The organism is Pseudomonas sp. H1h (assembly GCF_000633255.1).
Lineage (GTDB): Bacteria > Pseudomonadota > Gammaproteobacteria > Pseudomonadales > Pseudomonadaceae > Aquipseudomonas.
The window spans coordinates 56,207-79,169 of the sequence record NZ_AYMJ01000013.1; the positions used below are offsets into that span (position 1 = coordinate 56,207).

18 protein-coding genes and 1 other RNA gene are annotated in these 22,963 nt (G+C 61.5%); 13 read left to right on the top strand and 6 right to left on the bottom strand.

The window, feature by feature from the left end:
• The first annotated feature begins 190 nt into the window (after window positions 1–190).
• From U862_RS0110385 to U862_RS0110410, 7 genes are all read left to right on the top strand, one after another.
• Window positions 191–850, top strand: a complete 660-nt coding sequence (locus tag U862_RS0110385) for a GntR family transcriptional regulator (protein ID WP_025110343.1) — start codon at window positions 191–193, stop codon at window positions 848–850.
• Window positions 851–852: 2 nt separating this feature from the next.
• Window positions 853–4,341: a chromosome segregation protein SMC gene (gene smc, locus U862_RS0110390; protein WP_025110344.1), complete on the top strand. Its 3,489-nt coding sequence runs from the start codon at window positions 853–855 to the stop codon at window positions 4,339–4,341.
• Window positions 4,342–4,600: 259 nt separating this feature from the next.
• Window positions 4,601–5,464, top strand: coding sequence for a cell division protein ZipA (gene zipA / locus U862_RS0110395; protein WP_025110345.1), 864 nt, complete (start codon window positions 4,601–4,603; stop codon window positions 5,462–5,464).
• 86 nt (window positions 5,465–5,550) lie between these two features.
• Window positions 5,551–7,908, top strand: a complete 2,358-nt coding sequence (gene ligA / locus U862_RS0110400) for an NAD-dependent DNA ligase LigA (RefSeq protein WP_025110346.1) — start codon at window positions 5,551–5,553, stop codon at window positions 7,906–7,908.
• Window positions 7,909–8,028: 120 nt separating this feature from the next.
• Window positions 8,029–9,195, top strand: coding sequence for a putative zinc-binding metallopeptidase (locus U862_RS0110405; protein ID WP_025110347.1), 1,167 nt, complete (start codon window positions 8,029–8,031; stop codon window positions 9,193–9,195).
• Window positions 9,196–9,306: 111 nt separating this feature from the next.
• Window positions 9,307–9,403: signal recognition particle sRNA small type (gene ffs / locus U862_RS29515), an RNA gene on the top strand.
• A 231-nt stretch (window positions 9,404–9,634) separates the two neighbouring features.
• Window positions 9,635–11,584, top strand: a complete 1,950-nt coding sequence (locus tag U862_RS0110410) for a hypothetical protein (RefSeq protein WP_025110348.1) — start codon at window positions 9,635–9,637, stop codon at window positions 11,582–11,584.
• A gap of 26 nt (window positions 11,585–11,610) precedes the next feature.
• On the opposite strand, the gene U862_RS0110415 is transcribed toward U862_RS0110410, so the two are convergent.
• Window positions 11,611–12,360 (bottom strand): ABC transporter substrate-binding protein, encoded by a 750-nt coding sequence (locus U862_RS0110415; protein ID WP_025110349.1) that lies wholly within the window; start codon window positions 12,358–12,360, stop codon window positions 11,611–11,613.
• 145 nt (window positions 12,361–12,505) lie between these two features.
• Here U862_RS0110415 and dnaX point away from each other — a divergent pair, with 145 nt between their 5' ends.
• From dnaX to U862_RS0110440, 5 genes are all read left to right on the top strand, one after another.
• The gene (gene dnaX / locus U862_RS0110420) at window positions 12,506–14,611 is read left to right on the top strand and encodes a DNA polymerase III subunit gamma/tau (RefSeq protein WP_025110350.1); all 2,106 of its coding nucleotides are present in this window, start codon (window positions 12,506–12,508) and stop codon (window positions 14,609–14,611) included.
• Between the two features lie 68 nt (window positions 14,612–14,679).
• Window positions 14,680–15,018 (top strand): YbaB/EbfC family nucleoid-associated protein, encoded by a 339-nt coding sequence (locus tag U862_RS0110425; RefSeq protein ID WP_025110351.1) that lies wholly within the window; start codon window positions 14,680–14,682, stop codon window positions 15,016–15,018.
• 303 nt (window positions 15,019–15,321) lie between these two features.
• Window positions 15,322–16,356 carry an NADP-dependent oxidoreductase gene (locus tag U862_RS0110430; RefSeq protein ID WP_025110352.1) on the top strand — a complete coding sequence of 345 codons (1,035 nt, stop codon included), beginning with the start codon at window positions 15,322–15,324 and terminating at the stop codon, window positions 16,354–16,356.
• A gap of 66 nt (window positions 16,357–16,422) precedes the next feature.
• Window positions 16,423–17,025 (top strand): recombination mediator RecR, encoded by a 603-nt coding sequence (gene recR / locus U862_RS0110435; protein WP_003223341.1) that lies wholly within the window; start codon window positions 16,423–16,425, stop codon window positions 17,023–17,025.
• Window positions 17,026–17,225: 200 nt separating this feature from the next.
• A complete protein-coding gene (locus U862_RS0110440) occupies window positions 17,226–18,374 on the top strand; it encodes an acyl-CoA dehydrogenase family protein (RefSeq protein WP_025110353.1) in 1,149 nt (382 codons plus the stop codon).
• Between the two features lie 111 nt (window positions 18,375–18,485).
• Here U862_RS0110440 and U862_RS0110445 read toward each other — a convergent pair whose 3' ends face one another.
• Together U862_RS0110445 and fnr are read right to left on the bottom strand one after the other, a co-directional pair.
• A complete protein-coding gene (locus U862_RS0110445; protein ID WP_025110354.1) occupies window positions 18,486–19,034 on the bottom strand; it encodes an adenine phosphoribosyltransferase in 549 nt (182 codons plus the stop codon).
• Between the two features lie 78 nt (window positions 19,035–19,112).
• The gene (fnr, locus tag U862_RS0110450) at window positions 19,113–19,847 is read right to left on the bottom strand and encodes a fumarate/nitrate reduction transcriptional regulator Fnr (RefSeq protein ID WP_025110355.1); all 735 of its coding nucleotides are present in this window, start codon (window positions 19,845–19,847) and stop codon (window positions 19,113–19,115) included.
• Between the two features lie 155 nt (window positions 19,848–20,002).
• On the opposite strand from fnr, the gene U862_RS0110455 reads away from it, so the two are divergent.
• On the top strand, window positions 20,003–20,485 hold the full coding sequence (locus tag U862_RS0110455) for a hypothetical protein (RefSeq protein ID WP_025110356.1): 483 nt from the start codon (window positions 20,003–20,005) through the stop codon (window positions 20,483–20,485).
• Here the strand turns inward: U862_RS0110455 and hemN are convergent.
• The 3 genes from hemN to ccoS form a co-directional block, all read right to left on the bottom strand.
• Window positions 20,482–21,864: an oxygen-independent coproporphyrinogen III oxidase gene (gene hemN / locus U862_RS0110460; RefSeq protein ID WP_025110357.1), complete on the bottom strand. Its 1,383-nt coding sequence runs from the start codon at window positions 21,862–21,864 to the stop codon at window positions 20,482–20,484. The genes U862_RS0110455 and hemN overlap by 4 nt on opposite strands.
• A gap of 198 nt (window positions 21,865–22,062) precedes the next feature.
• Window positions 22,063–22,746, bottom strand: coding sequence for a sulfite exporter TauE/SafE family protein (locus U862_RS0110465; RefSeq protein WP_025110358.1), 684 nt, complete (start codon window positions 22,744–22,746; stop codon window positions 22,063–22,065).
• Window positions 22,739–22,951, bottom strand: coding sequence for a cbb3-type cytochrome oxidase assembly protein CcoS (ccoS, locus tag U862_RS0110470; protein ID WP_025110359.1), 213 nt, complete (start codon window positions 22,949–22,951; stop codon window positions 22,739–22,741). Before ccoS ends, U862_RS0110465 begins: the two co-directional genes overlap by 8 nt.
• Window positions 22,952–22,963: the final 12 nt, after the last annotated feature.

The following is a 22,963-nucleotide window of genomic DNA, read 5'->3' on the forward strand; positions in this document are numbered from 1 at the left end:
TTCTGACTTAAAGGTCAGGAAAATCCGTTTTGTCGATTAACCTGTGCTCCATTGAGTATTGACCCTGAGCGGATCCACTGCTTTTTTTGCTTGAATCGTGCCAAAAACCGCGCTGCGGGCACTCCGCCATGCGCCCGCATTTGCGCTACACTGCGCCGCTTGTGCAGATCGAAGAGTTTGAAGGACAACCATGACGTTCAAGGCGCCGGACAGCCTCGCCGAGCAAATTGCTCACCACCTCGCCGAACGCATCATTCGTGGCGAAATGAAGCCGGGAGAGCGCATTCAGGAACAGAAGGTCACGCTGGCCCTCAATGTCAGCCGCGGATCGGTCCGCGAAGCCCTGCTGATTCTCGAACGCCGCCACCTGATCGCGATCCTGCCGCGACGTGGCGCCCATGTCACTGAACTCACCGCGCACAAGGTGCAGAGCCTGTGCACGCTGATGAGCGAGCTGTACATCCTGCTCGGCAACGCGGTCGCCAATGGCTGGCAGACCCAGGCCGACATGGCGCCGTTCGTGCAGATCCAGCAGCGCCTGACTGCCAGTTACGAGCGTCAGGACATCCGCACCTTCGTCGACGACAGTTTCAGCGTGATGCGCGCTGCGTACCCGTTCGCCAACAATCCGTACCTGCAAGAGACCGTCGAGAACCTGCAGCCGGCCATGAGCCGTGCGTACTTTCTCGCCCTCGAACAGCGCAAGGCCGAAATGAGCGAGTTCCTCGAACTGTTCGAGCGCCTGCTGGCCGCCGTCCTCGCCCGTGATTTGCCGCAGATCCGCATCGTGCTGACGGCTTACGCCCAGCGCAGCTGCGATCTGGTGGTTTCCGCCTTGACGGTTGCCTGAAGGTGCGGCTGAAGTGCATCAAACTGGCGGGGTTCAAGTCCTTCGTCGACCCGACCACGGTGAACTTCCCCAGTAACATGGCGGCGGTCGTCGGGCCGAACGGTTGCGGCAAGTCGAACATCATCGATGCCGTACGCTGGGTGATGGGCGAAAGCTCGGCGAAAAACCTGCGTGGCGAGTCGATGACCGACGTCATCTTCAATGGCTCGACCAGCCGCAAACCGGTCAGTCAGGCAAGTATCGAACTGGTGTTCGACAATTCCGCCGGCACACTGCTTGGCGAGTACGCGGCCTACGCGGAGATTTCCATCCGTCGCAAGGTGACCCGCGACAGCCAGACCACGTATTACCTCAACGGCACCAAATGCCGTCGCCGCGACATCACCGATATCTTCCTTGGCACCGGTCTGGGCCCGCGCAGTTATTCGATCATCGAGCAGGGGATGATCTCCAAGCTGATCGAGTCCAAGCCCGAAGACCTGCGTAATTTCATCGAAGAAGCGGCCGGTATCTCCAAGTACAAGGAGCGCCGGCGCGAGACCGAAAACCGCATCCGCCGCACCCACGAAAACCTTGCCCGTCTGACCGACCTGCGCGAAGAACTCGAACGCCAGCTCGAACGCTTGCACCGTCAGGCCGAGTCCGCCAAGAAGTATCAGGAATTCAAAGCCGAGGAACGTCAGCTCAAGGCGCAACTGTCGGCCCTGCGCTGGCAGGATCTGAACGATCAGGTCGGCCAGCGCGAGTCGATCATCGGCACCCAGGAAGTCAGTTTCGAGGCGCTGGTCGCCGAGCAGCGCAATGCCGATGCAGCCATCGAGCGCTTGCGCGACGGGCACCATGAACTGTCCGAACGCTTCAATCTGGTGCAAGGGCGCTTCTATTCGGTCGGCGGCGACATCGCCCGGGTCGAGCAGAGCATCCAGCATGGCCAGCAACGCCTGCGCCAGTTGCAGGACGATCTGAAAGAGGCCGAGCGCGCGCGCCTGGAAACCGAATCGCACCTGGGCCACGACCGCACGCTGCTGCTGACCCTCGGCGAAGAGCTGGACATGCTCACCCCCGAGCAGGAAGTCACCAGCGCCGCCGCCGAAGAAGCCGCCGCGGCGCTGGAAGATTCCGAAAGCGTCATGCACGGCTGGCAGGAGCAGTGGGACACCTTCAACCTGACCGCCGCCGAGCCACGGCGTCAGGCCGAAGTGCAGCAGTCACGCATCCAGCAGCTGGAAACCAGCATGGAGCGCCTGGCCGACCGGCAAAAGCGGCTCGCCGAGGAGCGCGACTTGCTCTCGGCTGATCCGGAAGACGCGGCGATCATGGCGCTCAACGAACAACTCGCCGAGTCCGAAGCGACCCTTGAAGACTTGCAGACCAGCGAAGAAGCTCAGGTCGAAAAGCTTGAGCAACTGCGTCAGGAATTGCAGCAGGCGCTGACCGCGCAGCAGCAGGCGCAGGGTGATCTGCAGCGGCTCAACGGTCGCCTGGCGTCGCTGGAAGCCTTGCAGCAGGCCGCGCTTGATCCGGGCACTGGCACCGCCGAGTGGCTGCGTGAACACAACCTCGCCGAACGCCCGCGTCTGGCCGAAGGCCTGAAGGTCGAGGCGGGTTGGGAGCTCGCGGTGGAAACCGTGCTCGGCGCCGACCTGCAAGCGGTGCTGGTCGACGATTTCAGCGGCTTCGACTTGTCCGGTTTCACTCAGGGTGATCTGCGCTTGCTCAGCCCCGCCAGTGATGGCGTGCGGGTGGCAGGCAGCCTGCTGGATAAAGTCGAAGCGCCAATTGATTTGTCGCCTTGGCTGGGCCAGGTCAAACCGGTCGACAGCCTGGAGCAGGCGCTGGCCCTGCGCGGTCAGTTGACTGCCGGGCAGAGCCTGATCAGCCGCGATGGTTATTGGGTCGGTCGACACTTTTTGCGCGTGCGCCGCGCCAGTGAAGCCGAGAGCGGCATGCTCGCCCGTGGTCAGGAAATCGAGACGCTGCATGCCGAGCGCGAAGAGCGCGAAGCCACGGTCGAAGCCATGGAAACCCGTTTGCAGACCTTGCGTGCGCAGCAGCGCCAGCAGGAAAACGGCCGCGAACATTTGCGTCGCTTGCTGCAAGACGAAGCTCGTTCGCAAGGTGAACTGAAAGCCCAACTGTCCGCCGGTAAGGCCAAGGCCGAACAGTTGACCCTGCGTCGCACGCGCCTCGATGAAGAACTGGTAGAACTCGGCGAACAACGCGAGCTTGAGCACGAACAGGTCGGCGAAGCGCGCATGCAGTTGCAGGAAGCGCTGGATGCCATGGCGCTGGACACCGAGCAGCGCGAGTTGCTGCTGGCCCAGCGCGACAGCCTGCGCGAGCGCCTCGACCGCGTGCGTCAGGAAGCGCGGCAGCACAAGGATCACGCGCATCAACTGGCTGTGCGTCTCGGCTCGTTGCGCGCGCAGCACGACTCCACGCGCCAGGCGCTTGAGCGTCTGGAAATGCAGGCCGAGCGTCTCACTGAAAAACGCGAGCAGTTGAGCCTGAATCTGGAGGAGGGCGAAGCACCGCTGGAAGAGCTGCGCCTGAAACTCGAAGAGTTGCTCGACAAGCGCATGACGGTCGACGAAGAACTCAAGACCGCGCAGATCGCGCTGGAAGATGCCGACCGCGAATTGCGTGAGGCGGAAAAACGCCGGACCCAGGCCGAACAGCAATCGCAACTGATCCGCGGCCAGCTCGAACAGCAGCGCATGGAATGGCAAGCGCTGACCGTGCGCCGCAAGGCGTTGCAGGATCAATTGCTCGAAGACGGCTACGATCTCAATGGCGTGCTCGCGACATTGACCCCTGAAGCCAGTGAGCGCGCCGCAGAGGATGAGCTCGAACGGATCAATGCGCGGATTCAGCGCCTGGGCGCGATCAACCTCGCGGCCATCGACGAGTACACGCAACAATCCGAGCGTAAACGTTATCTGGATGCGCAGGACGCCGATCTGGTCGAAGCGCTGGAAACGCTGGAAAACGTCATTCGCAAGATCGACAAGGAAACCCGTAACCGTTTCAAAGATACCTTTGATCAGATCAATGGCGGTTTACAGGCACTTTTTCCAAAAGTTTTCGGTGGCGGGCGCGCGTATTTGGAACTGACGGGCGAAGATCTACTCGATACAGGGGTAACGATCATGGCGCAGCCGCCAGGGAAGAAGAACAGCACCATCCATTTGCTCTCCGGCGGGGAAAAAGCCCTGACCGCGCTGGCACTGGTTTTTGCCATCTTCAAGTTGAACCCGGCGCCGTTCTGCATGCTCGATGAAGTTGACGCGCCACTGGATGACGCTAACGTTGGACGCTACGCACGATTGGTTAAAGAGATGTCGCAGACCGTGCAGTTCATCTATATCACCCACAACAAGATCGCCATGGAAATGGCCGATCAACTGATGGGTGTGACGATGCACGAACCGGGTTGTTCGCGTCTGGTAGCCGTGGATGTCGAGGAGGCGATGGCGATGGTGGACGCCTGAGCCAGCGTGGTGTCGGAAGGGTATTGATGTTCTGTAGGACTTTTTTACCGACTTCGACTTGCTGGCCAATCGACATATTCGCGCGAGCCAATGTGACAGACGGTGTAAAGTTGTCTTTGGTCGTGCTAGTTTAATGTCAATTTTTCGTATGCGTGGGCAAAACGCCTGTCAGAACATAGAGTTGGCGCCACGTTTTAAAGCGGTTTGCACAGTGTAAACCCCTTATTTTTCAGCATTTTTTATAGAGGCACGGGATTACATGGAAATCGGTCTGCGCGAGTGGCTGATCGTCATCGGCATCATTGTGATAGCCGGTATTCTTTTCGATGGCTGGCGCCGTATGCGCGGCGGCAAGGGAAAACTGAAATTCCGTCTTGACCGAAGTCTGTCCAACCTGCCGGACGAGGACACCAGCGCTGAGCTGTTGGGCCCGGCCCGCGTATTGGACACACATAAAGAGCCGCAACTGGACGAACACGATCTGCCGTCGGTGAGCATGCCGGCCCGCGAAGCACGCGAGCCTCGCGAATCCGGCTCCAAACGTGGCAAGCGTGGCAGCAATGGTCCGGCCCAGGGCGACCTGAACCTTGACCTGGATCTGGACGGCGGCCCGAGCTTCAGCAGCCGTGACGATGATTTTGTCGAGGACATCAAGCCGTCGCCGGCGGTGGCCGACAAGGATCAACCGCAAGCTGAAGAAGTGCTGGTGATCAGCGTGATCTGCCGCGACGCCGCCGGTTTCAAAGGCCCGGCCCTGCTGCAGAACATTCTGGAAAGCGGTCTGCGTTTTGGCGAGATGGATATTTTCCACCGTCACGAAAGCATGGCCGGCAACGGTGAAGTGCTGTTCTCCATGGCCAATGCGGTCAAGCCGGGCATCTTTGATCTGGACGACATCGACCATTTCAGCACCCCGGCGGTGAGCTTCTTCCTCGGCCTGCCAGGCCCGCGTCATCCGAAGCAGGCTTTCGATGTGATGGTGGCCGCCGCTCGCAAGCTGTCGCAGGAACTGAACGGCGAGCTGAAAGATGACCAGCGCAGCGTTCTGACCGCGCAAACGATCGAGCACTACCGTCAGCGCATCGTCGAGTTCGAACGTCGCGCCCTGACCCAGAAGCGCTGATTGATAAGATTGCCTCGTGATCAGAGGCAATCGGCAATATGGATTGAGCAGCCTCGGCTGCTCTTTTGCTTTATGAGAGAACACCCATGACCGCCGCCAAAAACCGCATTCTAGAGCTGCGCGCTGAACTCGATCAGCACAACTACCGTTACCACGTCCTCGACGAGCCGAGCATTCCGGACGCGGAGTACGACCGGTTGTTCCACGAGCTCAAGGCGCTGGAAGCGGCCAACCCGGAACTGATTACCAGCGATTCGCCGACCCAGCGGGTCGGCAGCGTGGCCCTGACCGCGTTCACCCAGGTGCGTCATGAAGTGCCGATGCTCAGCCTTGGCAACGCCTTCGAAGAAACCGACATGCGCGAGTTCGATCGCCGGGTGACCGAAGGGCTGGATCTGCCGGCCGGTGATCTGTTCGGTGGCGGCGCGGCGGTGGAATACAGCTGCGAACCGAAACTCGATGGCCTGGCGGTCAGCCTGCTGTATCAGGACGGCGTGCTGGTGCGCGGCGCCACGCGTGGCGATGGCACCACCGGCGAAGACATCAGCGTCAACGTGCGCACTGTGCGCAACATCCCGCTCAAGCTGCATGGCGAAGGCTGGCCTGCGACCCTGGAAGTGCGCGGTGAAGTGTTCATGTCCAAGGCCGGTTTCGAGCGCCTCAACGCCTCGCAACTGGAAGTCGGCGGCAAGACCTTCGCCAACCCGCGCAACGCCGCGGCTGGCAGCCTGCGTCAGCTGGATTCGAAGATCACCGCCAACCGCCCACTGGAATTCTGCTGCTACGGCATTGGTCAGGTATCTCACGATATCGCCGATACGCACATCGGCAACCTCAAGCAATTGCAGGCGTGGGGCATGCCGATCAGCCATGAGCTGAAACTGGCCAAAGGCATCGGTGAATGCCTGGATTACTACCGCGACATCGGCGAGCGACGTAACGCGCTGGCCTACGAAATCGACGGCGTGGTGTTCAAGGTCAACAGCATCGCCGATCAGCGCGAGCTGGGCTTCCGCGCCCGCGAACCGCGCTGGGCGATCGCGCACAAGTTCCCGGCGATGGAAGAGCTCACCGAGCTGCTCGATGTGGAATTCCAGGTTGGCCGCACCGGCGCCGTCACCCCGGTGGCGCGTCTGAAGCCGGTCAAGGTCGCCGGCGTCACCGTGGCCAATGCCACGCTGCACAATATGGATGAAGTGGCGCGTCTGGGGCTGATGATTGGCGACACCGTGATTATCCGCCGTGCCGGTGACGTGATCCCGCAAGTGGTGCAAGTGGTCATGGATCGTCGTCCCGAGAATGCACGCGCCGTGCAGATTCCCGAGCGTTGCCCGGTCTGCGGCTCCCACGTCGAGCGCACGCAACTGGTCAAGCGCAGCAAAGGCAAGGAAACCATCAGCGAAGGCGCGGTGTATCGCTGCGTCGGCCGACTGGCCTGTGGCGCGCAGTTGAAGCAGGCGATCATCCACTTCGTCTCGCGCCGCGCCATGGACATCGAAGGTCTCGGCGACAAGAGCGTCGAGCAACTGGTTGACGAAGGTCTGGTCAGTTCGCCGGCCGATCTGTTTGCGCTGAAATTCGACGATATTGTCGATCTGGAAGGCTTCGCCGAGGTCTCCAGCAACAAGCTGCTGGCCGCGATCGAAGACAGCAAGAAGCCAGGGCTGGCGCGCTTCATCTACGCCCTCGGCATTCCCGATGTCGGCGAAGAGACGGCCAAGGTGTTGGCGCGCTCGCTGGGTTCGCTGGAGCGCGTTCAGCAAGCGTTGCCGCAAGTGCTGACCTACCTGCCGGACGTCGGGCTGGAAGTGGCTCACGAGATTCACAGCTTCTTTGAGGATGCGCACAACCAGCAGGTGATCACCGAACTGCTGGGGCACGGTCTGCAGATTCAGGATCAGGGCGAGCTGGGCGCCGAGTTTGCGGCCAGCACCACGCTGGGTGGCTTCCTCGACAAGCTGCACATTCCTTCGGTCGGCCCGGGCGGCGCGCAAAAACTGGCGGACAAGTTCGGTTCGCTGGAAGCGGTGATGGACGCCGACTGGCTGGACATGCGACAGGCGCTGCCGGAGAAGCAGGCGAATTCGGTTCGCGATTTCTTTAAGTCGAAAGACAATCAACAGCTTGCCAAAGATTCCGAAAAGCAACTGCGCGATTTCGGCATGCACTGGCAGAGCGAGAAGAAAGTCGTCGAAGGTTTGCCGCTGTCCGGCGAGACCTGGGTGCTGACCGGCAAGGTTGAGCTGATGAGCCGTGATGTGGCCAAGGAACATCTCGAAAGTCTGGGCGCGAAAGTGGCCGGCTCGGTGTCGGCGAAAACTCATTGCGTGGTCGCAGGTCCCGGTGCTGGCTCGAAACTCACCAAAGCCAATGAGCTGGGTGTGAAAGTGATGGACGAAGAAGCGTTTATCGCATTCCTCAAAACCCACGGCCTTCAGGTTTAACGCAAAACCCTGTGGCGAGGGGGCTTACCCCCTCACCACAATGATTGCCTCGTGGTACTCGTGGGAACGATGTTGTCCTGGCAATGATCTAGTCTTGGCAAGCCCCAGGGAGAGATCGCCATGTACCGCTTTTTCGAGCAGCTCAGTTCTCGCATCGTCGCGCCGTTCATGGGCGAGTCTTCACGCAACAGCAAAATCTGGCCGTGCCGCTGCGGCCAGTCACTGTTCTTTCGCAACAGCCAGTGCCTGGCCTGCAATGCGGCGCTGGGCTACCAGCCTGAAGAAAGTCGCATCACGTCATTGTCGCCCGGTGTGGAGAATGGCACCTGGACGCTGGATGCCGATCCCGATGCCGGCCTCTTTCGCCGCTGCGCCAACCTCGATACCCCCGCCGCATGCAATTGGCTGCTTCCCGCCAATGTCGATGATGCCTTGTGCGTCGCCTGCAGCCTCAACCGCACCATTCCCGATCTGTCCGCCCCGGAAAATCCCGAGCGCTGGCGCAAAGTCGAAATCGCCAAGCGGCGCCTCGTTGCGCAGTTGATCACCCTCGGCCTGCCGGTCATTGCGAAGAGCGTGGATGAAGACACCGGCCTGGCCTTCGACTTCATCGGCGTCGATCTTGAGGGCAATGCGCCAATGACCGGCCACGCCAACGGCCTGATCACCCTCGACATCAAAGAAGCCGACGACGCTCACCGCGAGCAGGTGCGGGCGGCGATGCATGAACCCTACCGCACGCTGCTCGGGCATTTCCGGCATGAAGTCGGGCATTACTATTGGGATCGGCTGATTGCCAACGGCCCGTGGCTTGAAGCCTTTCGCAACCTTTTTGGCGATGAGCGCGCCAGCTACGCCGAAGCGCTCGACCGTCACTATCAGCAGGGCGCACCGCTGGACTGGCCGCAACATTACGTCAGCGCCTACGCGACCATGCACCCGTGGGAAGACTGGGCCGAAACCTGGGCGCACTACCTGCACATGATGGACGCGGTGGACACCGCGCTGGGCTTCGGCATGAGTGCGCGGGAAATGGATTTCGACTACCAGCCGTTTCCACCCAGCACCCTGTACGACCCGCAGCACCCTGGCGGCGCGGCATTCCTCTCGTTCGTCAATGCGTGGATCGAACTGGCCGGTATGCTCAACGAGCTGTCCCGCAGCATGGGTCAGCCGGATTTCTACCCGTTCGTGCTGCCGGCGGCAGCGATTGCCAAGCTGCACTTTATTCATCTGGTGATCCAGCAGGCGGGCGGCAGGGCGGACGAGGTGCTCCAGGCGCAATAGCAAGTGCTTGAAGCCCTTCATATTTTTAATCTGAAACCAACGGTTGTAACTTCGCTTCAGATAGGTACAATGGCGCGGCTCGCCGACAGGTGAGTGTCGTTATGGTGACCCTATCGGTCCCCCCGCAACGATTACCCGTGAACCTGGTCAGAGCCGGAAGGCAGCAGCCACAGCGGGAACATTGTGTGCCGGGGTGTGGCTGGTAGGGTTACCACCTTAACGAACATCGAACGAATCAACACCGAACTGCATGGGTTTCGCCCACTGCGGTTTTTTTATGCCTGCGATTTGAGTCTTCACCCCAATCCTGGTGGCAGCGAGCCTGCTCGCGAAGGCAATATCCCCAATGCCTGTTCAGCCACTGAGGTTGAACAGTGGCATACTCCACCGTCTTGCTGCGCGCGTCGTTGACAAGTTCGCGCCCTGGCTACGAGGTTGTATGCACCCGGAACATCACGATTTATCCACCGCCGTTTACTTGCCCGTGACGGATGAAACCTGCACAAGCCTGTTGCAGCCCGAGGGCGCGAAAATCCTCGGCGAGCTGACGGATGCGCAACTGGCCGCGGTGCTGGTCATCCAGAATCTGGCCCAGGCGGCTGAAAAGGATCTCAACGCCGCAGCGGCGGAGAAGGTCCTGGCCAGGCTCATCGCATGGGCGGTCGACGGCCGGGCAGGGTTATTGTCGGAAGCGCAGCGACTGTTCGATCCGCGTCAGTTGTATTTCGGGCTGAATGCCATCCGGCGACTGAACCTGCGGTTGCTGTTGGCTGAGGAAGTGTCGGCGCAGGATTACCTGCTGCCCGACGGCAAATGGGATGACGAGTTCAAGACTCGGCATCACGCCGTGAATAATCCGTTCAGCCAACAGATGATCAGCCCGATCCATCGCGAGCGTTGGCTGAGCACGGCGCAAGACAAACTGGTCAGGACTTTCCGCGCCAATCTGGACGAAGACCTGCACGTGCAAGGCTATGCCGGGATTGGCAAGAGCCATTTGCTCGGGGCCTTGACCGAATGCCTGCCACCTCAGAAAACCCTGCTGCTGGCGCGCACGCCGGAGAAACTCGCGACGCTCTGCCAGCGCATGGGCGTGACCGTTGACCGCAAGCCCGGCATCACCTTCGAAGCCTTCGCGCGCGGGCTGATTCACGGCCGCAAACCGCAGCCGGCAGGGGCGGTTGCCAGGTTGGCGAGCAAGCAGAAGGTGGCGCAGGAGCTGAATATCCTCGGCTTTCGCGGCCATGACGGGCAACGCACCTTCAACGTTTGCCTGGAAACCCTCGAGCGCTACTGTCAGTCCCGGGACTACAGCCTGAGCGCCCAGCATCTGCCGTATTTCCAGCTGTCGTTGTCCAGTCTCGAATCCAAGGTGCTGCTGGAGTATTCCAGTCGAGTCTGGACTTACCTCGAGGCCAACCCGGCATGGGGCCGACAGACCGGCTTCGAAGCATTGTTGTTGATCAAACGCGCGAGTCTGGCCGGCTGCGTGGTGCCGCCTCGCTATACTCACGTGCTGATCGACGAGAGTCAGGACATTCCCGCCTCGCTGCTGCAGATCATCGAACGCGGCCGCCAGGTGCTGATTACCCTGGGCGATGAGTACCAGCACGCCAGCCGCGATCTGGTCAGAAGAAAGCGCGAAGTACGCCAGAGCGATATCACCTATTCGGTCCGCTCGGGGCGTAGCGTCGAGCGTCTGGTCAATCCGCTGATTTCCCGGCACTCGGAAAAGAGCAAGGTGCCTTTCGAAGGCGCGCGCGAGGCGGACGTCGGCATCGAGTTTTATCCACAGGGCTTTGTGCCGCCTGAAGGTTGCGTGGTGCTGACGGCTTCAGCGTGGGACACGATGAAGTGGGCCATGCAATTGCACGATGCCAATTGCCTGTTCAGCTTTGCCGACATGAAAGCGCAGCGCGACCTCGAACACTTCATGACCACCGCCATCGAGCTGTTCAGGGTCGACTTCTACAGTGCCGAGCACAGCGAAAAGGGGCCGCATCGGTATTTCAGCGACTTGCCCGACTGGCAGCAGGTACGCGATGCCAATCAGTTCGACGAGGCGTTTCTGTGGGTCGAGGCCGAGTTGCAAAAGGGCTTCAAGGTGGCGGATCTGACCCGCCTGAACCGGATGATCGGTGGCCCCGGCAAAAGCTGCCTGCTGATGCAGGCGCAGGAGGCGGGCGGCATGGAGTTCGACCGGGTGCTGCTGACGCCCGAGCTGCTGACCAACGTCAAGTTCAAGGACGCCTATGCGTTCGATGAGCGGATCTGCGCCGTGTACATCGCCATTTCCCGCGCCCGGCAGCAGCTGTATCTGCCGTACGACGTGGTCGAATGGATCGAGTTTCACGACTACCAGAAATTCCGCGAGTCGCACGGTTACTGAGCACCTGACAACACTCCCACAAGGGGTTATGGGGTGTTTTCAGAGGACCCGGTATACAACCGGATAATATCGTCGATCTCCCCCGACATTTTCATCCGCAGCAACGTACGCAAGATCCGCTGCACCGGCACCCGCGGATCATTCCTCACGTAATAGCCGACATGTTGTTCCTGCAGCACCGCCACCCCTTGCAGTTGCTGCTCGGGCAGCAGGCGCTGATTGAACCAGTCCAGCGTCCATTGATTGCTCACGGCGAAGTGGTAGCGGCCGGCCAGCAGTTTTTCCAGCACTTGCTCCTGATTGCGCGCATCGTCGCGTTGCAGGCGGTTGGCGTCGAACAGTGGTTGCAGGGTCGGGTAGCTGTAGCCGAGTACGGTGCCGATCGATTGGCGGGGGAGGCGGGCGGGATCGACATGGGGCGGTTGATCCCGGCGGCTGATCAGCAGGTCGCGCTGGAACAGCAGCGGAATACTCCAGATGTAATCCCCGGACTGATTCGGCAGCCACGATTGTGCGGCATAGCAGCGCACGTCGACTTCGCCGCGTTCCATGGCGTTCTGCACCCGGGTACGCGGCAGGACGTGAAATTCGGCCGGCACACCGACCTGCGTTGCCAGGCTGAGCATGATGTCGTGGAGGATGCCCTGGGTCGGCCGGCCACGTTCCAGTTGCACCATTGGCATTGCCCAGCTGTCAGCCACGACGAAACGCAACGGGGGCTCGGCCGCCGCCGCGCTCAGGCAGATTCCCAGCAACGCTCCCACGGCCCAACGCATAAACGCTCCGGTAATTCTCGATCCCGGGCCGATAAAAGCCTCTGGTCATGCAGCTTAGCCATATTAGACGAGGACACCGGATGCAATTTTGCCCTTGCTCCGCTAGCATTAGCCGCTTCAGCTTCCTTCGTTGCGACGGTTTTCGATGAGTTATCAGGTTCTTGCACGTAAATGGCGTCCGCGCTCGTTCCGCGAAATGGTCGGCCAGACCCATGTGCTCAAGGCTCTGATCAATGCCTTGGACAGCCAGCGGCTGCACCACGCGTACCTGTTCACCGGTACGCGCGGGGTCGGTAAGACCACCATTGCGCGGATCATTGCCAAATGCCTGAACTGTGAAACAGGTATCACTTCCAGCCCGTGCGGCGAGTGTTCGGTGTGCCGTGAAATCGACGAGGGCCGCTTCGTCGACCTGATCGAGATCGACGCCGCAAGCCGGACCAAGGTCGAAGACACCCGCGAACTGCTCGACAACGTGCAGTACGCCCCAAGCCGTGGGCGCTTCAAGGTCTACCTGATCGACGAAGTGCACATGCTCTCCAGCCATTCCTTCAATGCGCTGCTGAAAACCCTTGAAGAGCCGCCGCCGTACGTCAAGTTCATCCTGGCGACCACCGACCCGCAGAAACTTCCGGCAACGATTTTGTCGCGCTGCCTGCAGTTCTCCCTGAAGAACATGACGCCGGAACGCGTCGTCGAGCATTTGACCCACGTGCTGACGGCCGAAAACGTGCCGTTCGAAGACGATGCACTGTGGCTGCTCGGTCGCGCCGCTGACGGTTCGATGCGTGACGCCATGAGCCTGACCGATCAGGCCATCGCTTTCGGTGAGGGCAAGGTACTGGCCACTGACGTGCGGGCGATGCTCGGCACGCTGGATCACGGTCAGGTCTACGACGTGCTGCATGCGTTGATCGAAGGTGACGCCAAGGCGTTGCTCGAAGCCGTGCGTCACCTGGCCGAGCAAGGCCCGGACTGGAACGGCGTGCTCTCGGAAATTCTCAACGTGCTGCACCGTGTCGCCATCGCCCAGGCGTTGCCGGAAGGCGTCGACAACGGCCATGGTGACCGTGATCGTGTGTTGGCGCTGGCTCAGGCGCTGCCGGCCGAAGATGTGCAGTTCTATTACCAGATGGGCCTGATCGGCCGCCGCGACTTGCCGCTGGCGCCGGATCCCCGTGGCGGTTTCGAAATGGTCCTGCTGCGGATGCTGGCCTTCCGGCCAGCCGACACGGCGGACGCCCCGAGGCAACCGCTAAAGCCAGTGGGGATCAGCCAGGCCACAGTTGATTCCGCAAACTCAGTGGCTGTCGCGCCGAAACCTGCACCGGTAGTCGCTGCGGCGGTTGCGCCGACGCCCGTACCTGCAGCGGCTGCTGCCCCGGCGCCAGTTCCGGCGCCTGAGCCTGCGCCTGTGGTGGTCGCCGAGCCCGCGCCTGCGCCAGAACCGCAGCCAGAGCCCGAAGCGATCGTCGCCGAAGAGGTTGTCGATCTGCCGTGGAACGACCCGGTCGAGCCCGAGCCCGAACCTGCGCAACAACCCGCCGTCGAGCCCGTACTGGAAACCACCGCCGAGCAACCCGAGTTGCCGCCGATGCCACTGCCGACCCCGGACAGCGTCGTCCCGCAGGCTCCGGAATGGGCCGCTGCGCCGATTCCCGAGCCGTCGGTCGCCGACGTCGATGCCGCCACGCCGGGCATGGATCTGGACGACGAGCCGCCGCTGGACGAAGACTACATCGAGCCGGACATGGATTCGGCTTACAGCTACCTTGACGATCTGGCCAGCGAACACACCGCCGAGCCAGTCCCGGAACCTGAGCCTGAGCCTGCCGCCGCGCCGGCCACCGGTCTGGCGCTGCAATGGCTGGAGCTGTTCCCGCAACTGCCGATCTCCGGCATGACCGGCAGCATCGCAGCCAACTGCACGCTGATCGCGGTTGATGGCGACCATTGGTTGATGCACCTGGACCCGGCGCACAGTGCGCTGTTCAACGCCACGCAACAACGGCGCCTGAACGATGCGTTGAACCAGTTCCACGGTCGCCCGCTGACCCTGACCATCGAGCTGATCAAGCCCGAACAGGAAACCCCGGCGCAGGCCGCGTCCCGCCGTCGGGCCAACCGTCAGCGCGAGGCGGAGGACTCGATCCACGGTGATCCGTTCATCCAGCAGATGGTCCAGCAGTTCGGTGCGGTCGTCCGACACGATACTATTGAACCTGTCGACGCCCTGGTCACTCAGGGCTAATAACTGAAGGTGCTCGGCGAGCAATCGCCGGGCGCTGTTTTGATCCAAGTACGTTTGAGGTGATTCCCATGATGAAAGGTGGCATGGCCGGCCTGATGAAGCAGGCGCAGCAGATGCAGGAAAAAATGGCCAAGATGCAGGAAGAACTGGCCAACGCCGAAGTCATCGGCAAGGCCGGTGGCGATATGGTCACCGTGGTGATGACCGGTCGTCACGACGTGAAAAGCGTCAGCATCGACCCAAGCCTGGTTGAAGGCATGAGCGAAGACGACAAAGAGATGCTGGAAGCCGTGGTGGCTTCCGCCGTCAACGACGCCGTGCGCAAGATCGAAGCCAACAGCCAGGAAAAAATGGGCAGCATGACTGCCGGCATGAACCTGCCTGCGGGTATGAAGCTGCCATTCTGATTCGCCATTGCGCGGCAGATGAGCTACACAAAATGCCAGGCATCGCGCCTGGCATTTTTGTTTCTGCCGGATCGTCATGTGTTGGCAGGGCTGACGCCTTCGCGAGCAGGCTCGCTCCCACAGGGGAATGCATTTCAATTGTGGGAGCAGGCTCGCTCTCACAGGGGAATGCATTTCAATTGTGGGAGCGAGCCTGCTCGCGAAGGCGTCGACTCGGTTGATCTGATAAACATCGAACCCGCTACCGCCACAAAGGTCTGCTCCCTATACCCCTGAATTCCCCCATTCACAGGAGACGCTGACATGTCCGACCCTCTGACGCTCAACCAACGCTTCGTCCTCGCTTCGCGCCCGGTCGGCGCGCCGACCCCGGAAAATTTCCGACTGGAACGCGAAGCGCTGCCGGACCTCGAAGACGGCCAGGTGCTGCTGAAAACCCTGTACCTGTCGCTCGACCCTTACATGCGCGGGCGCATGAGTGACGCACCGTCCTACGCCGCGCCGGTACAAATCGGCGAAGTGATGACCGGTGGTGCTGTCAGTCGTGTCGAGGATTCGCGCCATCCGAAATTCCACCAGGGCGATCTGGTGGTCGGTCTCACCGGTTGGCAGAGTCACAGCATCAGCGACGGACGCAACATCATCCCGATCCCGTCCGGCCTGCCGAGCCCGTCGATGGCCCTCGGTGTGCTGGGCATGCCGGGGATGACCGCGTACATGGGGCTGATGGACATCGGTCAGCCCAAGGAAGGCGAAACCCTGGTGGTGGCGGCTGCGTCCGGGGCGGTCGGTTCGGTGGTCGGCCAGGTTGCGAAAATCAAGGGCCTGCGCGCCGTCGGCGTAGCCGGTGGGGCCGAAAAGTGCAGGTACGTGGTCGAGGCGCTGGGTTTTGATGCGTGCATCGATCACAAGGCGCCGGACTTTGCCGAACAACTGGCCAAGGCTTGTCCGAAAGGCATCGACATCTATTACGAGAACGTCGGCGGGCATGTGTTCGATGCCGTGGTGCCGCTGCTCAACCCCAAGGCGCGGATTCCACTGTGCGGGCTGATCGCCGGCTACAACGCCTCCGAGGCCCCGAAAGGCCCTGATCGTCTGCCAATGCTGCAACGCACGCTGCTGACCAAGCGTGTGCGTATTCAGGGCTTTATCGTGTTTGACGACTATGGCGACCGCCAGCCGGAATTCATCAGTCACATGGTGCCGTGGGTGCGCGATGGCAAGGTGAAGTTCCGTGAGGATGTGGTGGAAGGCCTGGAGCAGGCGCCCGAGGCGTTTATCGGTCTGCTGGAGGGGCGCAACTTCGGCAAACTGGTGGTGAAGGTCGCCCAGGACTGAGCATTTGACGCTGGCCGGAGGCGCGGGTATAAACCGCGTCTCGTTGTTTTGTCGGACTTTTTACCCATGAGCTTCAGCCCTTTGATTCGCCAACTGATCGACGCCCTGCGAACCTTGCCGGGCGTGGGTCAGAAAACCGCCCAGCGCATGGCGTTGCAATTGCTCGAGCGTGATCGCAGCGGCGGCACGCGCCTGGCCCAGGCCTTGAGCCAGGCCATGGAGGGGGTTGGTCACTGCCGTCAGTGCCGCACGCTGACCGAAGACGATCTGTGCCCGCAATGCGCCGATACCCGCCGCGACGACACGCTGCTGTGCGTGGTGGAAGGGCCGATGGACGTTTACGCGGTGGAGCAGACCGGTTTCCGTGGCCGCTACTTCGTGCTCAAGGGCCATCTGTCGCCGCTCGACGGTCTGGGGCCTGAGGCGATCGGGATTCCGCAGTTGATGGCGCGCATCGAAGAGGCGGGCACCTTTACCGAGGTTATCCTCGCCACCAACCCGACGGTGGAAGGTGAGGCCACGGCGCATTACATCGCTCAGCTCCTGAGTAACAAGGGTCTGATTGCCTCGCGCATTGCTCACGGTGTGCCGCTGGGTGGCGAACTGGAACTGGTGGATGGCGGGACGCTGGCGCATTCGTTTGCCGGGCGTAAACCGATCTCTCTCTGAGTTACAGGGCGTCTGAACAGACGCCTTCGCGAGCAAGCCCGCTCCCACATTGGACCGCATTCAATCTGAATGAACGTGATCGAATGTGGGAGCGAGCCTGCTCGCGAAGGGCGCACTCGGTTCATCTGATTCGCACAATTGTATTGAAAACCAAGCAAGCGCTCGGTTAACGTCGGCCAACCCTTCGATGGAGTTCGCCGATGCCTGCCTTCCAGGAATACTTCGACCCCAGCCACCAAATGGTCCGCGACAGCGTCAGGCGCTTCGTCGAGCGCGAGATTTTGCCGGACATCGATGCGTGGGAAGAAGCCGAAAGCTTTCCCCGCGAGCTGTACCTGAAGGCGGGCGCTGCGGGGATTCTTGGCATCGGTTATCCCGAAGCGCTGGGCGGCAGCCACGAAGGTGATCTGTTCGCCAAGGTCGCCGCCAGTGAAGAACTCATGCGCTGCGGTTCCGGCGGCCTGGTCGCCGGGCTGGGTTCGCTGGATATCGGGCTGCCACCGGTCGTCAAATGGGCGCGGCCCGAGGTGCGCGAGCGGGTCGTCCCGCAGGTGCTCAGCGGCGAGAGAATCAGTGCACTGGCGGTCACCGAGCCCGGCGGCGGCTCGGACGTCGCCAACCTGCAAACCCGCGCTGTGCGTGACGGCGAGTTCTATCGAGTCAGCGGCAGCAAGACCTTCATCACCAGCGGCGTCCGCGCCGACTTCTACACTGTCGCGGTGCGCACTGGTGCGCCGGGTTTCGGCGGCATCAGCCTGTTGTTGATCGAAAAGGGCACCCCAGGCTTCACCGTAGGCCGCCAGCTGAAGAAAATGGGTTGGTGGGCCTCGGACACCGCTGAACTGTTCTTCGATGATTGTCGGGTGCCTGTGGCCAATCTGATCGGTGCCGAGAACATGGGATTCGCCTGCATCATGGGCAATTTCCAGAGCGAGCGACTGGCGCTGGCACTGATGGCCAACATGACCTCACAGCTGGCGCTGGAGGAGGCTTTGAAGTGGGCGCGCGAGCGAGAGGCGTTCGGCAAACCGATCGGCAAGTTTCAGGTGATCAAGCATCGGCTGGCCGAAATGGCCACGGCGCTGGAAGTGTCGCGCGAGTTCACCTATCGGCAGGCGGCGAAGATGGCGGCGGGGCAGAGTGTGATCAAGGAAATTTCCATGGCCAAGAACGTTGCCACGGACACCTCGGACCGGATCACCCGCGAAGCGGTGCAGATACTCGGTGGGCTGGGTTACATGCGCGAGAGTCTGGTGGAACGGCTGTATCGCGATAATCGCATTCTGTCGATTGGCGGCGGGACGCGGGAAGTGATGAACGAGATCATCAGCAAGCAGATGGGGCTTTAGATTTTGCGGTGGGTCTGCAGGCCTCATCGCGGCCAGGCTCACTCCTACAGAGGAACGCGTTCCAGATTGTAGGCGTGAGCCTGCTCGCGATGGCGACCGGATGGGCGCTGCTTACTTGTCAGTCAAAGCAAACTGCGTCAGGCAGAACGTCGGAATCCCCATGTCTTCCAGACGCTGCGAGCCACCCAGCTCCGGCAGATCAATGATTGCCGCTGCCTCATGCACCCGCGCACCCATGCGGCGGATCAGGTTGGCGGCTGCGATCAGCGTGCCACCGGTGGCAATCAGGTCATCGAACATCACCACCGAGTCGCCCTCGCAAAGGCTGTCGGCGTGCACTTCCAGGAACGCTTCGCCGTACTCGGTCGCGTAACCTTCGGCCAATACGTCCGCCGGCAATTTGCCCTGCTTGCGGAACAGCACCAGCGGCTTGTTCAACTGATAAGCCAACACCGAACCGATCAGGAAACCACGCGCATCCATCGCGCCGATGTGGGTGAAGTCGGCTTCCACATAGCGGTGGGCGAAGCTGTCCATCACCAGGCGCAGGGCCTTGGGCGACTGGAACAGCGGAGTGATGTCGCGAAAGATCACGCCCGGTTTCGGGAAGTCGATCACGGGGCGGATCAGGGATTTGATGTCGAAGGAGTCGAAGGCCATCGTCGAGGTGTCCTGGCAGGGCTGCAAACGGCGCAGTATACCCGCGGCTGAAACGCTTCGCTCAACCGCGGATCGAGATCAGCCTTCGAGCGAGCCGCCGGCCAGGGCGCAGAGCTGGATCGGGTCGAGGATGTGGATCTCCTTGCCCTCGGCGGCGATCAGTTCGTTCTGCTGGAAGCGGGTGAACACCCGGGACACGGTTTCCACCGCGAGGCCCAGGTAGTTGCCGATTTCGTTACGCGACATGCTCAGGCGGAACTGGTTGGCCGAGAACCCGCGAGCGCGGAAGCGGGCCGACAGGTTGACGAGGAACGTGGCGATGCGCTCGTCGGCGGTTTTCTTCGACAACAGCAGCATCATTTGCTGGTCATCACGAATTTCGCGGCTCATCACACGCATCAACTGGCGGCGCAGTTGCGGCAGTTGCAGGGCCAGTTCGTCGAGGCGTTCGAACGGAATTTCGCAGACCGAAGTGGTTTCCAGCGCCTGAGCCGATACCGGGTGCTTTTCGGTGTCCATGCCGGACAGGCCGACCAGTTCGCTCGGCAGGTGGAACCCGGTGAGCTGCTCTTCGCCGGTATCGCTCAGGCTGAAGGTCTTGAGGGCGCCGGAGCGTACTGCATAAACGGAATCGAAGGTGTCGCCCTGGCGGAACAAGAACTCGCCCTTTTTCAGTGGGCGACCACGTTTGACGATTTCGTCCAGCGCATCCATGTCTTCCAGATTCAGAGAAAGTGGCAGGCAGAGAGGGGCCAGGCTGCAATCCTTGCAATGGGCCTGGTTGTGAGCGCGCAGTTTAACTGGCTCGGACATTTCTTGAATCCTTGTGGGAAAACACACATAAGCCGTAAGGGTAACCCACGGGAGGACATTCAGGCCAGTCCATGGCGACTTTGTCCCACGGGCGTAAAGCCGCGGGGCAAGTGGCCGATAAAGGGGTATCACCACGTATGCAAGGAACCGCTTCGATGGCCGCCATTGACACGCTGAACCCCGGTAACAGCGGCGTTGCGCCTGTGCCGAACACCGCCAGGGCTGGCGTCGGGGCTGAGCAGAATGCCGACACGTCGCTGTTGGCAACCCCGACCTTGGTCGAGGGCGTCAAAGTGTCGCTGTCCAATGCCTCCATCGAAAAAGCCTTCAGCGCCGGGGGCGAGAACAGCGACATCGAAGACAGCGGCTTGCCCGAGAACGTCCAGCAATTGCTGAAGATGATCCGCAAACTGCAAAAAGAGATCGCCGAGAAGAAAGCCCGGATGGCCGCGGTCATGGCCGACAAGCGGCTGTCCAACGAGCAAAAGGTCAACATGCTCGCCGCGCTGCGCGGTGCCATCGCCGCGTTGAACACAGGCCTGATCAGCGCCAATCTTGCCCTGTCCAAAGTCATGGACCAGTCCGGTCTTTCCGCCGAGCAAAACCTCAAGCTTGGCTCACTGCTGACAAAGAACTAGATCACCCGTGAGAAGCGCTGACGGTTCTGTTGTTCCAGATACGCGTCAAACACCATGCATACCGAACGTACCAGCAGGCGTCCGGCCGGCAGTACTTCGATCCTTTCGCGATCCAGCGTGATCAGGCCATCGTTGGCCATGCCTTGCAGTTGTGGCCACAGCGCGCCGAAATAACCCTGAAAATCGATGTTGAACGCTTGCTCGATCGCAGCGAACTCCAGGCTGAAATTGCAGATCAGCTGCTGGATCACCGCGCGGCGCAGGCGGTCGTCGGCGTTGCACACCAGGCCCCGACTGGTCGCCAGTTGCGCGGCGGCGAGGGTGTTCTGGTACTGGTTCAGGTCGCTGCTGTTCTGGCAGTACAGGTCGCCGATCTGGCTGATCGCCGACACCCCCAGGCCAATCAGGTCGCAATGCCCGTGGGTGGTGTAGCCCTGGAAATTGCGCTGCAGGGTCTGTTCTTCCTGGGCGATCGCCAGTTCATCGTCGGGCAGGGCGAAGTGATCCATGCCGATGTAGCGGTAACCGGCGGCGGTCAGTTGTTCGATGGTGCGCTGGAGCATTTCCAGTTTTTGCGCCGGGCTCGGCAGCTCGTTGCTGTTGATCCGCCGCTGCGGCATGAAGCGCTCCGGCAGGTGCGCATAGTTGAACACCGAGAGCCGGTCTGGTTGCAGGCTGATGACTTCTTCGACGGTGCGCGCGAAGTTCTCCGGCGTCTGCTTGGGCAGGCCGTAGATCAGGTCGATATTGATCGAACGAAATTGCAGGGTGCGCGCGGCGTCGATCACTGCGCGGGTTTCTTCCAGACTCTGCAGGCGATTGACCGCCCGTTGCACCGCCGGGTCAAGGTCTTGCAGGCCGATGCTGACCCGGTTGAAGCCGAGTTCGCGCAGCAGGCCCATGGTCGACCAGTCGGCCTCGCGTGGGTCGATCTCGATACCGTAGTCACCGGAATCGTCATCCAGCAGATTGAAGTGTTTGCGCAAATGCGCCATCAACTGCCGCAGCTCGTCGTGGCTGAGGAATGTCGGGGTGCCGCCACCGAAATGCAGCTGCTCGACTTTCTGCGCAGGTTCCAGGTGGCAGGCGATCAGCTGGATTTCCTGCTCCAGACGTTGCAGATAAGGTTGTGCACGACCGCGATCCTTGGTGATGACCTTGTTACAGGCGCAGTAGTAGCAAATGTTCGCGCAAAACGGTACGTGCACGTACAGCGACAAGGGACGCAGCGCCTTGCGGCTGTCGCGCAGGGCGTGGAACAGGTCGAAGGTGCCGACCTGACTGTTGAATTGCACGGCTGTCGGGTACGAGGTGTAGCGCGGCCCCGCCAGGTCGTAGCGGCGGATCAGATCAGTGTCCCAACGAATGGCGTCGAGCATGCGGGCATTCCCCGGATAGGCTGGCAGTGTGGCGAGTCTATCGGGGCGCAGCGTGGGGGCTCTTGATTTGCATCAACGGGTAGGAGGAGTGTTGGTCAGACGGGTCTCTTCGCGAGCAGGCTCGCTCACACAGGGGATGTGTGGGCTACACACGATCAGTGTGGGAGCGAGCCTGCTCGCGAAGGCCGCACCGCCAATCTAATGCCCCATCAGCCAATGCTGATGCGGCCCGGGCAAGGTCCAGACCCCGAACAGAATCACCAGCAAGCCACCGGCCATGCGCACGCTGCGCTTGCGCAGCAGCGCGGTTACACGTTCGGCGGCAAGCCCGGTGGCGAGCAGCACCGGCCATGTCCCGAGGCCGAACGCGAGCATCAACAACGCACTGTCCAGCGCATTGCCCTGACTTGCCGACCACAGCAGCGTGCTGTAAACCAGTCCGCACGGCAGCCAGCCCCACAACGCGCCAAGCAGCAGGGCGCGAGGCAGTGTCGACACCGGCAGCAAACGGTTGGCCACCGGTTGGATGTAGCGCCACAAGCCACGACCGAGGCTTTCGATACGGGTCAGGCCGCTCCACCAACCGGCCAGATACAGGCCCATGGCGATCAGCAGCAATCCGGCGAGGATACGCATGAACATCGCTGCCGGGCTGTTCGCCACCGCCCAGCCGGCCAGGCCGATCAGCAGGCCGGCAGTGGCGTAACTGAGGATGCGTCCGAGGTTGTACGCCAGCAGCAAGCGAAAACGCCGACTGCGCTGTTCCTTGGGTATCGCCAGGGTCAGCGCGCCCATCAGGCCGCCGCACATGCCCAGACAATGACCGCCGCCGAGCAGGCCGAGGATCAGTGCCGAAACCAGCAGGGGCGCCAGCTCAAGCATGGGGTGGCGCCTTGTCCTGCGGTTTGTCGGACTTGGCTTCGTCCACGGCAGCGGTGTGGTTCGGGTCCTGATCATCGAACAGGATGCTGTGGGCCGGGCCGTCGAGGTCGTCGTACTGACCGCTGTCCACCGCCCAGAAAAAGATGTACACGGCGATGGCCACGATCAGCAGGGCGGCGGGGATCATCACGTAAAGGGCTGGCATCGGTACTCCAGG

Coding starts and splice junctions, on each gene's coding strand:
- zipA (WP_025110345.1), top strand. CDS start 4,601: ATGGAAATCGGTCTGCGCGAGTGGCTGATCGTCATCGGCATCATTGTG.
- U862_RS0110425 (WP_025110351.1), top strand. CDS start 14,680: ATGATGAAAGGTGGCATGGCCGGCCTGATGAAGCAGGCGCAGCAGATG.
- U862_RS0110410 (WP_025110348.1), top strand. CDS start 9,635: ATGCACCCGGAACATCACGATTTATCCACCGCCGTTTACTTGCCCGTG.
- U862_RS0110465 (WP_025110358.1), bottom strand. CDS start 22,746: ATGCTTGAGCTGGCGCCCCTGCTGGTTTCGGCACTGATCCTCGGCCTG.
- U862_RS0110405 (WP_025110347.1), top strand. CDS start 8,029: ATGTACCGCTTTTTCGAGCAGCTCAGTTCTCGCATCGTCGCGCCGTTC.
- ligA (WP_025110346.1), top strand. CDS start 5,551: ATGACCGCCGCCAAAAACCGCATTCTAGAGCTGCGCGCTGAACTCGAT.
- U862_RS0110385 (WP_025110343.1), top strand. CDS start 191: ATGACGTTCAAGGCGCCGGACAGCCTCGCCGAGCAAATTGCTCACCAC.
- ccoS (WP_025110359.1), bottom strand. CDS start 22,951: ATGCCAGCCCTTTACGTGATGATCCCCGCCGCCCTGCTGATCGTGGCC.
- U862_RS0110445 (WP_025110354.1), bottom strand. CDS start 19,034: ATGGCCTTCGACTCCTTCGACATCAAATCCCTGATCCGCCCCGTGATC.
- recR (WP_003223341.1), top strand. CDS start 16,423: ATGAGCTTCAGCCCTTTGATTCGCCAACTGATCGACGCCCTGCGAACC.
- U862_RS0110430 (WP_025110352.1), top strand. CDS start 15,322: ATGTCCGACCCTCTGACGCTCAACCAACGCTTCGTCCTCGCTTCGCGC.
- U862_RS0110440 (WP_025110353.1), top strand. CDS start 17,226: ATGCCTGCCTTCCAGGAATACTTCGACCCCAGCCACCAAATGGTCCGC.
- U862_RS0110455 (WP_025110356.1), top strand. CDS start 20,003: ATGGCCGCCATTGACACGCTGAACCCCGGTAACAGCGGCGTTGCGCCT.
- hemN (WP_025110357.1), bottom strand. CDS start 21,864: ATGCTCGACGCCATTCGTTGGGACACTGATCTGATCCGCCGCTACGAC.
- U862_RS0110415 (WP_025110349.1), bottom strand. CDS start 12,360: ATGCGTTGGGCCGTGGGAGCGTTGCTGGGAATCTGCCTGAGCGCGGCG.
- dnaX (WP_025110350.1), top strand. CDS start 12,506: ATGAGTTATCAGGTTCTTGCACGTAAATGGCGTCCGCGCTCGTTCCGC.
- fnr (WP_025110355.1), bottom strand. CDS start 19,847: ATGTCCGAGCCAGTTAAACTGCGCGCTCACAACCAGGCCCATTGCAAG.